This is a genomic window from Ruegeria discodermiae (assembly GCF_030758345.1).
Lineage (GTDB): Bacteria > Pseudomonadota > Alphaproteobacteria > Rhodobacterales > Rhodobacteraceae > Ruegeria_C.
This window is the reverse complement of the sequence record NZ_JAVAMO010000001.1, coordinates 784,728-799,470: the sequence shown is the minus strand read 5'-3', so window position 1 is coordinate 799,470 and position 14,743 is coordinate 784,728. Positions and strand designations below refer to the sequence as shown.

Annotated in this window: 17 protein-coding genes; 13 read left to right on the top strand and 4 right to left on the bottom strand. The window is 62.3% G+C overall.

The genetic code is table 11. The features are described from left to right. Positions 1-3: 3 nt before the first annotated feature. On the bottom strand, positions 4-516 hold the full coding sequence (locus tag Q5Y75_RS03985) for a hypothetical protein (protein WP_306194556.1): 513 nt from the start codon (positions 514-516) through the stop codon (positions 4-6). 246 nt (positions 517-762) lie between these two features. Here Q5Y75_RS03985 and cysS point away from each other — a divergent pair, with 246 nt between their 5' ends. The 4 genes from cysS to Q5Y75_RS03965 are packed head-to-tail and all read left to right on the top strand — an operon-like array spanning position 763 to position 5,271. After that, the gene (cysS, locus tag Q5Y75_RS03980) at positions 763-2,157 is read left to right on the top strand and encodes a cysteine--tRNA ligase (RefSeq protein WP_306194554.1); all 1,395 of its coding nucleotides are present in this window, start codon (positions 763-765) and stop codon (positions 2,155-2,157) included. Beyond that, entirely contained in the window at positions 2,157-3,779 is a 1,623-nt protein-coding gene (gene cimA, locus Q5Y75_RS03975; RefSeq protein ID WP_306194553.1) for a citramalate synthase, read from the top strand. The genes cysS and cimA overlap by 1 nt, the downstream gene beginning before the upstream one ends. Next, positions 3,779-4,498, top strand: coding sequence for a class I SAM-dependent methyltransferase (locus tag Q5Y75_RS03970; protein WP_306194551.1), 720 nt, complete (start codon positions 3,779-3,781; stop codon positions 4,496-4,498). Before cimA ends, Q5Y75_RS03970 begins: the two co-directional genes overlap by 1 nt. After that, a complete protein-coding gene (locus Q5Y75_RS03965) occupies positions 4,495-5,271 on the top strand; it encodes a squalene/phytoene synthase family protein (protein ID WP_306194549.1) in 777 nt (258 codons plus the stop codon). Before Q5Y75_RS03970 ends, Q5Y75_RS03965 begins: the two co-directional genes overlap by 4 nt. 9 nt (positions 5,272-5,280) lie before the next feature. On the opposite strand, the gene Q5Y75_RS03960 is transcribed toward Q5Y75_RS03965, so the two are convergent. Further along, on the bottom strand, positions 5,281-6,504 hold the full coding sequence (locus Q5Y75_RS03960; protein ID WP_306194547.1) for an MFS transporter: 1,224 nt from the start codon (positions 6,502-6,504) through the stop codon (positions 5,281-5,283). A 99-nt stretch (positions 6,505-6,603) separates the two neighbouring features. Here Q5Y75_RS03960 and Q5Y75_RS03955 point away from each other — a divergent pair, with 99 nt between their 5' ends. From Q5Y75_RS03955 to Q5Y75_RS03945, 3 genes are read left to right on the top strand one after another with little or no spacing between them, the layout of a single operon-like run. Beyond that, entirely contained in the window at positions 6,604-7,239 is a 636-nt protein-coding gene (locus tag Q5Y75_RS03955; protein ID WP_306194545.1) for a DNA-3-methyladenine glycosylase family protein, read from the top strand. Further along, a complete protein-coding gene (locus Q5Y75_RS03950; RefSeq protein WP_306194543.1) occupies positions 7,236-7,901 on the top strand; it encodes an alpha/beta hydrolase in 666 nt (221 codons plus the stop codon). The genes Q5Y75_RS03955 and Q5Y75_RS03950 overlap by 4 nt, the downstream gene beginning before the upstream one ends. 23 nt (positions 7,902-7,924) lie before the next feature. Continuing rightward, positions 7,925-8,224 (top strand): putative quinol monooxygenase, encoded by a 300-nt coding sequence (locus Q5Y75_RS03945; RefSeq protein WP_306194541.1) that lies wholly within the window; start codon positions 7,925-7,927, stop codon positions 8,222-8,224. Here Q5Y75_RS03945 and Q5Y75_RS03940 read toward each other — a convergent pair. Together Q5Y75_RS03940 and Q5Y75_RS03935 are read right to left on the bottom strand one after the other, a co-directional pair. Further along, positions 8,221-8,673 (bottom strand): VOC family protein, encoded by a 453-nt coding sequence (locus tag Q5Y75_RS03940; RefSeq protein ID WP_306194539.1) that lies wholly within the window; start codon positions 8,671-8,673, stop codon positions 8,221-8,223. The genes Q5Y75_RS03945 and Q5Y75_RS03940 overlap by 4 nt on opposite strands. An 11-nt stretch (positions 8,674-8,684) precedes the next feature. Beyond that, positions 8,685-9,260, bottom strand: a complete 576-nt coding sequence (locus Q5Y75_RS03935; protein WP_306194538.1) for a pseudouridine synthase — start codon at positions 9,258-9,260, stop codon at positions 8,685-8,687. A 212-nt stretch (positions 9,261-9,472) separates the two neighbouring features. On the opposite strand from Q5Y75_RS03935, the gene Q5Y75_RS03930 reads away from it, so the two are divergent. From Q5Y75_RS03930 to dxr, 6 genes are all read left to right on the top strand, one after another. Further along, positions 9,473-10,057 (top strand): HNH endonuclease, encoded by a 585-nt coding sequence (locus Q5Y75_RS03930; protein WP_306194537.1) that lies wholly within the window; start codon positions 9,473-9,475, stop codon positions 10,055-10,057. Between the two features lie 265 nt (positions 10,058-10,322). Next, positions 10,323-11,207 carry a LysR substrate-binding domain-containing protein gene (locus Q5Y75_RS03925; protein ID WP_306194536.1) on the top strand — a complete coding sequence of 295 codons (885 nt, stop codon included), beginning with the start codon at positions 10,323-10,325 and terminating at the stop codon, positions 11,205-11,207. A gap of 275 nt (positions 11,208-11,482) precedes the next feature. Then, positions 11,483-12,046: a ribosome recycling factor gene (gene frr / locus Q5Y75_RS03920; RefSeq protein ID WP_306194534.1), complete on the top strand. Its 564-nt coding sequence runs from the start codon at positions 11,483-11,485 to the stop codon at positions 12,044-12,046. A gap of 12 nt (positions 12,047-12,058) precedes the next feature. Next, positions 12,059-12,790, top strand: a complete 732-nt coding sequence (gene uppS, locus Q5Y75_RS03915; protein WP_306194532.1) for an undecaprenyl pyrophosphate synthase — start codon at positions 12,059-12,061, stop codon at positions 12,788-12,790. Further along, entirely contained in the window at positions 12,787-13,569 is a 783-nt protein-coding gene (locus tag Q5Y75_RS03910) for a phosphatidate cytidylyltransferase (protein WP_306194530.1), read from the top strand. The genes uppS and Q5Y75_RS03910 overlap by 4 nt, the downstream gene beginning before the upstream one ends. Continuing rightward, the gene (dxr, locus tag Q5Y75_RS03905) at positions 13,569-14,741 is read left to right on the top strand and encodes a 1-deoxy-D-xylulose-5-phosphate reductoisomerase (RefSeq protein WP_306194528.1); all 1,173 of its coding nucleotides are present in this window, start codon (positions 13,569-13,571) and stop codon (positions 14,739-14,741) included. Before Q5Y75_RS03910 ends, dxr begins: the two co-directional genes overlap by 1 nt. Positions 14,742-14,743: the final 2 nt, after the last annotated feature.

Sequence of the window (14,743 nt, the reverse complement as noted above, 5' to 3'; positions counted from 1 at the left end):
GGGCTAGAGCGGGGTGCGCAGCTTCAGGTCACCATCCGAGATCAGATTGCCGACCGATCCGGCGGCCTCGAACGAGGTTTTGGCCGCCTTCAGCTCACGCTGAATACGCGCGGAATGCTTGGCCGCCTGACGCAGGCTGTCCTCATAAGCCAGGGTTTCCCTTTTCATCGTCTTTTCAATGGATTTGCGTCTTTTCTTGTCACCGTCAGATCGTGCTTTCTTCAAGCTCTTGCGATGGCTGGACAGGATCTTTTCATGGCCGGCGATCTGGGTCCGGCAATGGGTCAGATGCTCTTGTTCGGATTCAAGACGAGTTAGGCACTGATCCAGTTCGCGCAGGTGTTTGTGGATGCTGGATTCGAATTTTTGCTGCTTGCCGCGCAGGTCTGAGACCAGCGCCGAATAGTCGGAATCACGTGTAACAACCACCGAGTCAGGCGATTGCGAAGCGGCATTATCTGCAGTGTCGTCAATCCTTTGCGGTCCCATGGGCCACATCGCTTTTGAGGTGTTCATATTTGATACATAGCTCCCTGTGGTTGCAGGATAGCACAAAACAAACAGCACCGCAGCCCCCTAGGCAGCACGCTTGAAATCTCGGCAAAGGGGCGCTATGCAAGACCCATGACACCGATTTGCACCATTATCTGCTGCATTCCCTGCTGAGCAATCACGCGGGCCGGTTTCTTTCGTTTTCTTCCCTGAGACAAGTTGCTAAGCCCGCGCCACCGCGCTTGCTTTGCCGTGCCCGAGGAAAAGACGATGACACGTATCAGACTGCACAATACCAAAACCCGCCGGAAAGAGGATTTCGAGCCGATCGATTCCGAAAACGTGCGGATGTATGTCTGCGGACCCACCGTCTATGACCGGGCGCATCTGGGCAATGCCCGGCCCGTGGTAGTGTTCGATGTGCTCTATCGACTGCTGCGGCAGGTCTATGGCGCGGATCACGTGACTTATGTGCGCAACTTCACCGATGTGGATGACAAGATCAACGCCACCGCTCTGGCTCGCAAGCAGGCCGGGGCCGAAGGCACGTTGGAGGAGCTGGTTCAGGCGCGCTCGGACGAAACCATCGGCTGGTATCTGAAAGACATGGATGAGGTCGGTGCGATGCGGCCCAACGAGATGCCGCGCGCCACCGGGTTCATCGCCCAGATGATTGCGATGATCGACGGGCTGATCGCGGATGGCTACGCATATGAAAAAGAAGGCCATGTGCTGTTTCGCGTGCGCAGATACGAGGATTACGGCAAGCTCTCGGGCCGCTCCGTGGATGACATGATCGCCGGTGCGCGGGTCGAGGTGGCGCCCTTCAAGGAAGACCCGATGGATTTCGTGCTGTGGAAACCCTCCACCGATGATCTGCCGGGCTGGGACAGTCCCTGGGGCCGGGGGCGGCCCGGCTGGCATATCGAATGCTCGGCCATGGCGCATGAGCTGCTGGGCGACAGTTTCGACATTCATGGTGGTGGCAACGACCTGATGTTCCCGCATCATGAAAACGAGATCGCGCAAAGCCGGTGCGCCCATCCCGAGGGTCAGTTTGCGCGCTATTGGCTGCACAATGAGATGTTGCAGGTCGAGGGCAAGAAGATGTCCAAAAGCTTGGGCAATTTCTTTACCGTGCGCGACCTGCTGGATAAGGGCGTGCCCGGTGAGGTGATCCGGTTTGTGTTCCTGCAGACCCATTACCGCAAGCCTATGGACTGGACCGAGAAAAAGGCGCGTGAGGCGGAAGGAACGCTCCGGAAATGGCGGGCGCTGACAGCGGGCATCGAGCCCGCCGCCAGCGCGGCCCCCGCAATCATCGCCGCGCTTGGTGATGATCTGAACACGGCGGGTGCCCTCGCAGAACTCCACCGTCTGGCGGCGGATGGAAAGGCTGCGGAATTGCTGGCCTCGGCGCGTTTGCTGGGTTTGCTGACGGATGAGATGGGGGAATGGGCTGAAGCAGGTGATCTGGACCTGTCAGCGCATGAGGCCCGTTTGTCGGATGCGCGTAGCGTTGCGATGGAGAGCAAGGATTTCGCTGAGGTCGATCGCCTGAAAACCGCCTATCTGGCCGCAGGTCTTGAGGTGCGCATGAGCAAGGCGGGCGTGGAATTGGTGCCCGGCCCCGATTTCGACGCTGCCAAACTGGAGAGCGTGTGATGAACCGCGAACGCCTCTACCTCTACGACACCACCCTGCGGGACGGGCAGCAGACGCAGGGGGTGCAGTTCTCGACCCCGGAAAAGGTCCAGATCACCCGCGCGCTGGACGAGTTGGGATTGGATTATGTCGAGGGCGGTTGGCCCGGGGCCAACCCCACCGACAGCGCGTTTTTTGCCGATGCACCCGAGACACGCGCGCGGCTTGCCGCCTTTGGCATGACCAAGCGCTCTGGCCGGTCTGCCGAGAATGACGACGTGCTGGCCGCAGTGCTGAACGCGGGCACCGGCACGGTCTGTCTGGTGGGCAAAAGCCATGACTTTCATGTCACCGACGCGCTTGGCATTGCGCTAGAGGAGAACACTGAAAACGTCCGCGCCTCGATCGCCCATATCGTGGCGCAGGGGCGCGAGGCTCTGTTTGACGCCGAACATTTCTTTGACGGCTACCGCGACAACCCTGGCTATGCGCTGGCGGTCTGCCATGCTGCATTGGAGGCCGGGGCGCGATGGATCGTGCTCTGTGACACCAATGGCGGCGCGCTGCCCTCCGAGATCGGGCGGATCGTTACGGAGGTGATCGCGTCGGGCATTCCCGGCGAGCGGCTGGGCATCCATACCCATAACGACACAGAGCAGGCTGTTGCTGGATCGCTGGCCGCGGTGGAGGCCGGCGCGCGGCAGATCCAGGGCACGCTGAACGGGCTGGGCGAGCGTTGCGGCAATGCCAACCTGACCTCGCTGATCCCGACGCTGCTGCTGAAAGAACCCTATACCAGCCAGTTTGACACCGGCGTCACGCCCGAGGCGCTGGCGGGGCTAACCAAGGTCAGCCGGATGCTGGATGATATCCTCAACCGGGTGCCGACCAAGCAGGCGCCTTATGTGGGGGCCTCGGCCTTTGCGCATAAGGCCGGGCTGCATGCCAGCGCGATCCTGAAAAACCCCTCGACCTATGAACATGTGGAGCCCTCCGTCATCGGCAATGACCGTATCATTCCGATGTCGAACCAGGCCGGGCAGTCGAACCTGCGCAACCGGCTGACTGAGGCCGGGCTGGACGTGACCAAGGGCGACCCGGCGCTGGGGCGCATTCTGGAACGGATCAAGGAGCGCGAGGCCGAGGGCTATTCTTATGACACCGCGCAGGCCTCGTTCGAGTTGCTGGCGCGCGAGGAACTGGAGCTGCTGCCTGAACTGTTCGAGGTCAAGCGCTATAAGGTGACGGTCGAGCGGCGCAAGAACAAGTACAACCGCATGATCAGCCTGTCCGAAGCGGTGGTTGTGGTGAAAGTTGACGGCGAAAAGCGCCTGTCGGTCAGTGAATCGCTGGATGAGGATGGCAGCGACCGCGGGCCGGTCAACGCGCTGGCCAAGGCGCTGGCCAAGGATCTGGGCCAGTATTCGGCGGTGCTGGAGGATATGCGGCTGGTCGATTTCAAGGTGCGTATCACCCAGGGCGGGACAGAGGCCGTCACCCGCGTCATCATCGACAGCGAGGATGGGGCCGGGCGGCGCTGGTCCACGGTGGGGGTCAGCGCGAACATAGTGGATGCCAGTTTCGAGGCGCTGCTGGATGCGATCCGCTGGAAGCTGATCCATCACGTGGAGGCCGCGGAATAATGGACTGGGATGCGTTTTTCAAAATTCACAATGGTCTGCCGCGTGAGGGGCCGGGCTCCCCCGAGGATGTGGATTGGGTTTTGGCTAATACCGGGCTGAGCGGTGCGATCTCTGTCTGTGACGCGGGCTGCGGGCCTGGGGCTGATCTGGAAACGCTCGCCGACCGTCTGCCCGAGGCGCGGCTGCTGGGTCTGGAAATGCATGACGGTTTTGTCGCCAGTGCCCAAAAACGATGTGCCCGGTTCGGGGACCGTGTTCAGGCCCGCCTCGGGGATATGGCCGAACCCGGTGGCCCGCATGACCTGATCTGGTGCGCGGGCGCGCTCTATTTCCTTGGGGTGACCGAAGGGTTGAAGACCTGGCGTTCCGCGCTTGCGCCGAGCGGGTTTGTCGCCTTTTCCGAGCCGGTGAAATTGCGCGGCGAGATGCCACAGGCGGCGCGTGAGTTTTGGGAGGAGTATCGGGGCATAACCGATATGGCCGGGATCGAGGCTCGCGTCGCGGCGGCGGGGTATGCGCTTCTGGGCACACGCCTGATCATCGGGCAGGGGTGGGAGAGCTACTATGCCCCCCTGCGCCAGCGCATTGCTGAACTGCGTGTTGCCGATCCCGACCCCGCGATGACCGAGATGCTGGATATGAATGCGCGAGAGATTGCCCTGTGGGAGGCCGCGCCCGAGCATATCGCCTATGCGCTGATGCTCGTCCGGCCAAAATGAGCTTTGATCCGGACCTGACCGCCTGCGCGGCCTTGGTCGAGCAGGCCGATCCGGACCGGTTTCTGGCCGCCATGGCCGCGCCGGTTGCGGCGCGCCGGGTGCTGTTCCCGCTCTATGCGCTGAATGTCGAGGTGTCGCGCGCGCCCTGGGTCACCCAAGAGCCGATGATCGCCGAAATGCGCCTGCAATGGTGGCGCGACGCACTGGAAGAGATCGCAGAGGGAAAGACCGTCCGGCGGCATCAGGTGGTCACCCCTCTGGCTGAGGTTCTGTCACCCGACCTTGCTGCGTATCTGGATCAATATGTCTCGGTAAGGCGTTGGGATATTTATAAAGACCCGTTCGAGGATGAGGCGCATCTGGACAATTATATCGACTACAGTTCCGGGGCGCTGATGGTGGCAGCCGCCCAAAGCCTTGGCCCGGCGGATGCGGATGTCCTGCGCGACTACGGCTATGCGGTGGGGGTTGCGAATTGGTTGGTTGCTGTGCCGGAGTTGGAGGCGCGCGGGCGTATTCCCTTGCTGGATGGAACGGCGTCGGGTGTGCGGCAACTGGCGCAAAGCGGGCTTGAGCGCCTCTCAAAGGCACGCCGAAACCGGTCGGCCATCTCAAAAGAAGCGCGTGCGGCTTTGTTGGCGGGATGGCAGGCCGAGGCACTTCTAAAGCAGGCGGTAGCGCAGCCGGAACGGGTGGCTGACGGGACGCTGGGTCAAAGTGAGTTCCGCAGACGCACCGGCCTGATGTGGCAGGCGGCAACGGGGCGTTGGTGACAGGCTGGCTCAGGCCAGTTCCTCTTTCGGGCGCAGCATCAACCAGATCAGCGCGCCGCCCGCCAGCACCAGGAACGGCGCCATGGCGAGGTTCACGGCGGTCCAGCCCTCGACCGGGTTGCCGCCCGAACAGTTCATCAAACCGCCCGACGCGACCGAGGCGAAGGTGACGCCGCCAAAGACCAGCAGGTCGTTCAGCCCCTGCATCCGGCCCCGCTCGCTGGGCGTATGTGAGGCGGCGAGCATTGTGGTGGCGCCGATAAAGCCGAAATTCCAGCCGACCCCCAGCAGGATCAGGGCCAGGAAGAAGTTGTTCAGATCGACGCCTTCCAGTGCCACAACTCCTGCGGCGGCGAGAATGACCAGCCCCAGCGCCATGATCTTCTCGACCCCGAAGCGGGCGATCAGATGGCCGGTGAAGAAGCTGGGAATGAACATGGCCAGCACATGGCTGGTGACCACATCCGCTGCATCGTTTGTGGCATAGCCACAGCCCACCACTGCCAGCGGGGTCGAGGTCATCACCAGGTTCATCAGCGCATAAGACACCATGCCGCAGATCACGGCCACCGCGATGCGGGGCGTCTTGATCAGCTCCCACCTCGTGCGGCCCCTGGGGCTGTCTGCCGAGGGCGGCGCGGGGCGCGGGATGTCAAGGAACAGAAACAGCAGCGAGCCGACGATATTTAGCGTGATCACCGCCACATAGGTGCCAAGAAACGGGATCACATAAGCCGTAGCGGTGAGTTTCACCAGTTGTGGTCCGATGATGGCCGCAGCCAGACCGCCCGCCATCACATAGGAAATCGCCTTGGGCCGGTACGCATCAGAGGCAGTATCGGCGGCGGCAAAGCGATAAAAGCCATGGGCGCTCATATAGATACCGGTCAGCAGGCTCCCGGCCAGAAAGACCGGAAAGGAACTCAGGTAAAGACCATAAGCCCCCACGATACCGCCCAGCGCCCCCATCAGCGCCCCAAGCATGAACCCGGCGCGGCGGCCCCAGCGCTGCATGATCGCCGACATCGGAGTGGCTGCCAGCATCGAGCCCAGAACGATCATGGAAATCGGCAGCGTGGCGAGGCAGACATTGCTGGCCAGCGATTGCCCGGCCAGCCCGCCGATGGTGAAGATCATCGGCATCTGTGCACCCAGCACGGCCTGCGCCGCCACAAGAACCACAACGTTGCGGCGGGCGATACGGTCGTCAGCAGGGGCGAGGGTGTCTGTCATGCGCCATGCGTATCCCTGTTTGCATGGCGCGACAAGCGCTTGCACGTGCGGCGGATGCGGTTACGGTGCCGCAGCAGCGCGCAACGGAAACGGGCAGGGATGGCACAAAGCGAACGGATCATCGAAACGCCCGATTGCGTGGCCGAAGGGGCAGACTGGCTGGCCGCGCAATGCCCGCGCATGTCCCATGCCATGACGCTGACCGGCCCGCTGCCCTTGCGGCGCAAGCCGGACGGGTTTGCGGAACTACTCAGCGCCATTGTCAGCCAGCAGGTCAGCGTCGCCTCGGCCAATGCGATCTGGGGGCGGATGAAGGCGGCAAAGCTGACCGGACCGCGCAAGATTCTCTGGGCCAGCGATGACGATCTGCGGGCGGTGGGGCTGAGCCGCCAGAAAATCCGCTACGCCCGTGCCCTGGCCGAGGCACGCATTGATTACAACGCCCTGCGCGCCGCGCCCTCCGATGAGGTCGTTGCAACGCTGGTCGAAGTGCCGGGCATTGGCGCCTGGACCGCCGAGATTTACGCGATGTTCTCGCTTGGCCGGGCCGATGTCTTTGCACCTGGCGATCTGGCGCTGCAGGAGGCGGCCAGGGATCTCTATGGCCTGTCGGAGCGGCCCAGGGAAAAGGACCTGCGCGCGATGGCAGAGGACTGGTCGCCCTGGCGGTCGGTTGCGGCCCGCGTGCTCTGGGCCTATTACCGCTTGGCCAAAGACAGGGAAGGGATCAGATGACGCGCGTTTTAACCTCCGGCCGCAAAGAGCCGCAATCGGGCAGCACACGATCGGTGGTGGTGTTTCTGCACGGCTATGGCGCCAACGGGGCCGACCTGCTGGGGCTCGCCGATGTGCTGGGCGAGCACCTGCCGGACACGCTCTTTGTCGCCCCTGATGCGCCGGAGCAGATTCCCGGCATGCCCGGCGGTTATCAGTGGTTCCCGATCCCATGGATCGACGGCTCGTCCGAGGAAGAGGCCATGCGCGGCATGGCGGCGGCCACCGATGATCTGAACGCCTATCTCGACGCGCTGATGGTGGATGAGGATGTCTTGCCGGAACAGGTCGTGCTGTTCGGCTTCAGCCAGGGCACAATGATGAGCCTGCATGTCGCGCCGCGTCGCGAAGACCCCGTGGCGGGGATCGTCGCCTTTTCGGGCCGGTTGCTGAACCCCGAAGCGCTTAGCGAGGAGGCGGTCAGCCGCATGCCGGTGCTGCTGGTGCATGGCGATGCTGATGACGTGGTGCCGCCGCAATCCCTGCCCGAAGCCGCCGAGGCGCTGCAAGAGGCAGGCTTCAAAGAGGTCTATGCCCATGTCATGAAAGGCACTGGCCACGGGATCGCGCCGGATGGGTTGAGCGTGGCGCTGGCCTTTATGCGCGACAAGCTGAGTCTTTGACGGATCACAAAGGGATAGATTGGATGCTGACTGTTACCGGAATTGTTGAAATCGCCCCTGATGGCGTGGAAGCCGCCAAAGCGGCCGTGCAGAAGATGGTCACCGAGACCCTCAAGGAAGACGGCTGCAGACTCTATGAGTTCAGCCAGGTAATCGGTTCGGAAACGCGGTTCCGTGTTTATGAGGAATGGGACAGCCTGACCGCGTTGCAAGCCCATTTCGAAACGCCGCATATGGCCGAGTTCCGCGCGACCCTTGGGTCGGTCGGTGTCATCTCGCGCGATATCTCGCATTTCGAGGCCGGAGAAAAGACGCCCATCTAGGCGGGTGACCCCGAATCCGTGGCCCCCCAGAGCCAGCCTTCCGCGAATTCGACCGAGTTCCCGGCAGGGTCGCGGACATAGAGCGATTTCGCCCCGTTGGGCCAGTGGAACTCGGTGTCTATGGTGACATTGGCGGTCGCAAGCCGCTGGCGCATCGAGTCAATCGCCTCGCGATCCAATGTGAAGCAGACATGACCATGCCCATGCGCGCCATGGGCAGGCACCGGCAGGCGCGGGTTGTTGGGGGGCAGCACTGTCTTATGCGGGTTGAAGATCAGCAAGATCGATGGGCCAACCCTGAAGAACACATGCCGTTCGCCGATGCGCTGGATACATTCGAGTCCTAGCAGGGTGCCATAAAACGCCTCGGCCAGATCCAGATCCTCGGCATAGAGCGTCGCTTCAAGGATCGCGGACGGGGCGGGGGCAGGGGGCAACGTGTCGGTCATGCCCGAGTGTATCATTTGCGGCGAGACCTGTCAGGCGGCGGCAGCGCCTCCCATCTGCCCGGCTCTAGCCGCTCCAGCGACCAGTCGCCGATCCGGCAGCGGATCAGGCGCAGGGTCGGGTGGCCCACGGCGGCGGTCATGCGCCGCACCTGCCGGTTACGACCCTCGCGGACGGTGATTTCGATCCAGCTGTCGGGGATGGATTTGCGCACCCGGATCGGTGGCGTCCGGGGCCAGAGGCTTTCCGGTTCCTCGATCAGCCGCGCCCGCGCCGGTCGGGTCATACCGTCCTTGAGCTGGACACCCTTTCTCAACGCATCCAGCGCCGCGGCATCTGGAATACCTTCGACCTGCGCCCAATAGGTCTTGGCCATCTTGTGTTTCGGGTCGGCGATGCGGGCCTGTAACCGCCCGTCATCGGTCAGCAGCATCAGCCCTTCGCTGTCCCGGTCCAGCCGCCCGGCCGGATAGACGCCAGGCAGATCGATGAACTCCGACAAGGTGCGGCGCGGACTGCCCTCGGTGCCTTTGTCGGTGAATTGCGACAAGACATCGAAGGGTTTGTTGAAACGGATGAACCAGCTCATGCCCCGTCCTAGCGGGCGGGGCCGATGTGGGCAAGTATGTGGATAACCGTCACGATCCTGTTACGGAAGCCCGCTAGCAAGACGGCGATATGTTGTGGAAATTCAAGGCTTGTCACGGGCTGACCACGATATATAGTTATACCAAAGGCAGGGGCGGGGCTCCCCGCCCTGATGTCACAAGAGGACAGAGCAGGGCGAGTGGAGAGTCAGGTATGGATGGCGATTTCAGGACCGAATTTGTCAGGGAGCCAGGCGCCCTGAAACAGCACCCCGCACTGGTGCTGAACGCGGATTACAGGCCGCTGTCTTATTATCCCTTGTCACTCTGGGCCTGGCAGGACGCCATCAAGGCCGCGTGGCTGGATCGGGTGGATATTGTCGCGGAATATGACGAGGTTGTCCGAAGTCCGTCGATGCAAATCAGGATACCCTCGGTCGTTGTTCTGAAAGACTATGTAAAACCTCAAAAGCGCGTGGCCTTCACGCGCTTTAATTTATTTCTGAGGGACGAATTCTGCTGCCAGTATTGCGGCGCCAAAGGTGACCTGACCTTTGATCATGTGGTGCCCCGCGCAGCAGGCGGCGTCACAAGTTGGGAGAATGTGGTCGCCGCCTGCGCGCCCTGCAACCTGCGCAAAGGATCGAAATCCCTGCGCCGCGCGGGGATGAGCCTGCGCAAGCCCCCGCGTCGGCCGCAAGCCGAGGAATTGCGTAACACCGGCCGGAAATTTCCACCCAATCACCTGCATGATAGCTGGATCGACTTCCTCTATTGGGACACCGAGCTGGACGCCTGATCTGCGGGCCTAGCGGTCGCTTCTGGGCGGCAGCCCGACATCCCTGAGCATATGGTCGTCCAATTGGTCCACATGGATCGTGCGACGCGGTCGTGGCCGCGTTGACAGGGGACGCCAGCGAGACACGCGGCGTTTGATGCCCAAAGCCAGTCTATGCATGGGATACGCTTTCTGATTTACTGCTATGATCTGTGCTCAATAATTGTTGAGAGCAGGCGTTTTGTGAAACGCAGAGACAGTATGAAAGCATAAGGTGAATTTATGCATGGTGCAGATCCTTCCCTCCCTCGCTGCCATCCGGGCTTTTGAAGCCGCCGCGCGCCATCAGAGCTTTACCCGCGCGGCTGAAGAGCTTGGCATGAGCCAGGCCTCGGTCAGCTATCAGATCCGGGTGCTGGAAGAGCGTCTGGGGTTTCGCCTGTTCGCCCGCGCGGCGCGCAAGGTGCATCTGACCCGCGATGGCGAACGGCTGGCCAAATCGGTGGTCGAGGCCTTTGATCTGATGCGCACGGCGTTTCAGACGGTCGAGGCCGACCAGCATGCCACGCTGACTATCTCTGCGACGCCGACCTTTTCGGCGAATTGGCTGGCGCCCAATATCGGTCGGTTCCAGATCGCGCATCCCGAGATCGCGGTGCGGGTCTTTGCCAACGAGGAGCGAACGGATTTTGCGCGCTCTGAAATTGATCTCGCCATCCGATATGGCGATGGCGGGTTTCCGGGTTTGCGCGCGCATCGCCTGATGCCTACCGAATTCACGCCGGTTTTTGGCCCTGCGCTGGGGGCAGTGCCATCCTCGCCGCAGGAGTTGCTGGAGTATCCGCTGATCTGCCCGCGCGATTCCTATTGGCGCATCTGGTTCGACGCCGCAGGCTGTGACCCGTCCGGGCTGGAACGTCTGACCGGAACCTCGATGGCCTCACAGACCGAAGCGGCGCAAGCTGCGATGGCCGGCCACGGGATCGCGATGCTCTCGCCGCGTTTCTTTCGCCAGGATCTTGCCTCCGGGCGTCTGATCCAACCTTTCGAGCTGGTTGCGACAGATGGCATGGCGCATTGGCTAGTCTATCCGGAAGCGCGCAGAAATCTGAACAAGATCAGGCTTTTCCGCCGTTGGATTGAGGTAGAAACGGCTCAGGACCCCCACTGAGAAGGTGCGTAACGGATCAATGCCGTAGGTGTTGAGGCAAGACGCCTGAATGGCCCCGATGGCTGAAGCTGGATTGCTGGAGCGGGTCGCAAACCCTTAACGGTCGGGCTGCGGGCCTTAACCGGTGGTGGCGACAAGTTTGCCATCTGCGGAGGATATAGGGCGGCCGGTCGGCCTCGTCTTTGCTGTGATTGTGGTTCATGATTGCTATACATCCAGAAGCCGATGGCGTATGACCCGTCAAAACAGCACCTGAAGCAAGGGGAGTGGGCAGCATGTCTGAAGATTTCGAACTGGATACCGATGATCTGAAGCGCCGCATGGATGGCTCGATGGCCAATCTGCGAACCGAGTTTGCGTCGCTGCGCACGGGTCGGGCTTCGGCCTCGATGCTGGAGCCGGTGATGGTGGATGCCTATGGCTCGATGACCCCGATCAATCAGGTCGGCACCGTGAACGTGCCCGAGCCCCGCATGGTAACGATCAATGTCTGGGATAAATCGCTGGTCGGCAAGGTCGAGAAAGCCATTCGCGAAAGCGGGCTGGGCATCAACCCGCAGCTCAACGGCACGATCATCATGCTGCCGATCCCGGAACTGAACGAGGAACGCCGCCGCGAGCTGGGCAAGGTGGCGGGCCAATATGCCGAAAGCGCGCGGGTCGCCATTCGCAACGTGCGCCGCGACGGGATGGACCAGATCAAGAAGGCCAAGGCCGACGGCATGTCGGAAGACGACCAGAAATTCTGGGAGACCGAGGTGCAGGAACTGACGGATGAGATGATCAAGGCCGTCGATACCGCGCTGGAAACCAAACAAGCCGAAATCATGCAGGTGTAAACGCGTCAACCGATGCTCAAGGATCCCTCATCTGAGACGGCCGGTGGCCCGCGCCACGTCGCGATCATCATGGATGGCAATGGCCGTTGGGCGCAGGCGCGCGGTCGGCCACGCCTGTTCGGACATCACGCCGGTGCGCGCCGCGTGCGCGAAGTGGTCGAGGCCTGCCCGGAACTGGGGATCGAATACCTGACGATCTTCGCCTTTTCGACCGAGAACTGGAAGCGGACCCAGGTCGAAGTGGCCGGGCTGATGACCCTGTTCCGCCGTTATATCACCAAAGAGACCCGCGCCCTGGCCGAACGCGGCGTTTGCGTGCGTTTCATCGGTGACCGGGTGCGGCTGGACAACAAGCTGGTCGCCCTGATGGACACGCTTGAGGAAAAGACGCGCGACAATGCGCGCGTGAACCTGACCATCGCGCTGAACTATGGTGGTCGCGACGAAGTGGCCCGCGCCACCAAGCGTCTGGCGCAGGACGTCGCCCAGGGCAAGCTGAACCCCGATGACGTGGACGAGGAAACCCTGCCGCGATATCTCGATACCTGCGTGCTGCCGGACCCCGATCTGGTCATCCGCACCAGCGGCGAGGCGCGGATCTCGAACTTCCTGCTCTGGCAATCGGCCTATTCGGAATATGAGTTCATCGACACGCTCTGGCCGGATTTCACGGCAGATGAGCTGGGGCATCTGTGTCGCAGCTATGGCACCCGCGACCGGCGCTTCGGTGCGGTGCGCGCATGAGCGAGGGCAAATGGTCCGATCTGGCGGCGAGAGTCGTGTCGACGATCGTGCTGGTTGCAATCGCCGCTGTTGAGCTTTGGCTGGGCGGGCTGTGGTTTGAAAGCTTCATTGCGGCAGCCTGCGGTGTGATGATCTGGGAACTGGTGCGGATCATCGCCCCGGAGAAGCGCCGCGAGGCCCTGCATCTGGGCATTCTGACCGGGTTTGCGATCCTGCTCAGCTATCATCTGCCCGTGATCTATAGGTTGCCGGTGCTGTTGGCTCCGGTGGTTGTGGGGGCTTTGCAAATGCCTGCGCGGCGCGGGATCTATGCGCTTTTTGCCCTATGGATCAGCGTGGCGGGGCTGGGCTTCATCTCGATCCGGCTGAACATGGGCTTTGGCTGGATGCTGTGGTTGATTGGCGTTGTGGTCGCCACCGACGTAGCTGGGTATTTCGTGGGCAAATCCATCGGCGGGTGCAAGTTCTGGCCGCGCGTGAGCCCGAAAAAGACCTGGTCGGGCATTGTCGGCGGCTGGACTGCGGCGGCGCTGGTGGGCGCTGTGGTTGCCCTGCAGGCCGGGTTTGGCGTGGCCTTTGTGGTCGTCTCGGTGCTGGCGTCGATGGCCAGCCAGGCGGGTGACATGGCTGAAAGCGCGCTCAAGCGGGCCTGCCATATCAAGGACAGCTCGAACCTGATCCCCGGACATGGCGGCTTTCTGGACCGGTTCGACGGCATGATGGGGGCGGCGCTCTTTGTTCTGATCGCGGGGCTTTTCTATGCGCCGGGGCCGATGTGATGCGGCGCGTTTCCATTCTGGGGGCGACCGGATCGATCGGGCAGAACACGGTGGACCTGATCGCCCGAAACCCCGAGCGGTTCGAGGTGGTGGCCCTGACGGGTGGCGCCAATATCGACCAACTGGCAGCAGATGCGCGGGCTTTAAAGGCAAAATTGGCCGTTACCGCCCATGCGGAGCACTATCAGGCGCTGCGTGAGGCGCTGTCGGGCAGCGGTATCGAAGTGGCTGCTGGCCCGGATGCCCTGATCGAGGCGGGCGCACGGCCCGCTGATTGGGTCATGTCCGCAATTGTCGGTGCGGCGGGGCTGGCGCCGGGGCTGAAAGCGCTGGAGCAGGGCGCGACGCTGGCCCTGGCCAACAAGGAATCGCTGGTCTGTGCCGGGCAATTGGTGCTGGATACCGCCCGGCGCCACGCGGCGCGGCTCTTGCCAGTGGATAGCGAACACTCGGCGGTTTTTCAGGCGCTGGTGGGCGAGGATATCTCGGCGGTCGAGCGGATCGTGATCACCGCCAGCGGCGGGGCGTTTCGCGACTGGCCGCTGGAGGCGCTGAAAGAGGCGACGCTGGAACAGGCCTCCTTACATCCCAATTGGGCGATGGGGCAGCGGATCACCATCGACAGCGCCTCCATGTTCAACAAGGCGCTGGAACTTATAGAAACCAAAGAGTATTTCGGCGTCGCACCTGACCAGATCGAGGTGATCGTGCACCCGGAATCGATCATCCATGCGCTGGTCGGATTCCGCGATGGGGCCCTGATGGCGCATCTGGGCGCACCCGATATGCGCCATGCGATCGGCTATGCGTTGAACTGGCCTGACCGGCAGCATCTGCCGGTGTCGCGGCTGGATCTGGCGCAACTGGCGCAGCTGAACTTCCGTGCGCCTGACAATGCCCGCTATCCGGCGCTGGTGCTGGCGCGGCAGGTAATGCGGCGCGGCGGGCTGTCAGGGGCGGTGTTCAACGCCGCCAAGGAACGGGCGCTGGATCACTTCATCGCGGGACGCATCGGATTTCTCGACATGGCGGCATCGGTCGAGGCGGTGCTTGACAGGTTTGAGGCCGATCCCGGTCTTATTGATGCCCCAATGACACTTGATAACGTGACGCAAACGGACCATCTCGCACGTATCCGGGCGGATGAAACCATCGGCGCAAGAGCAGGGTAGAC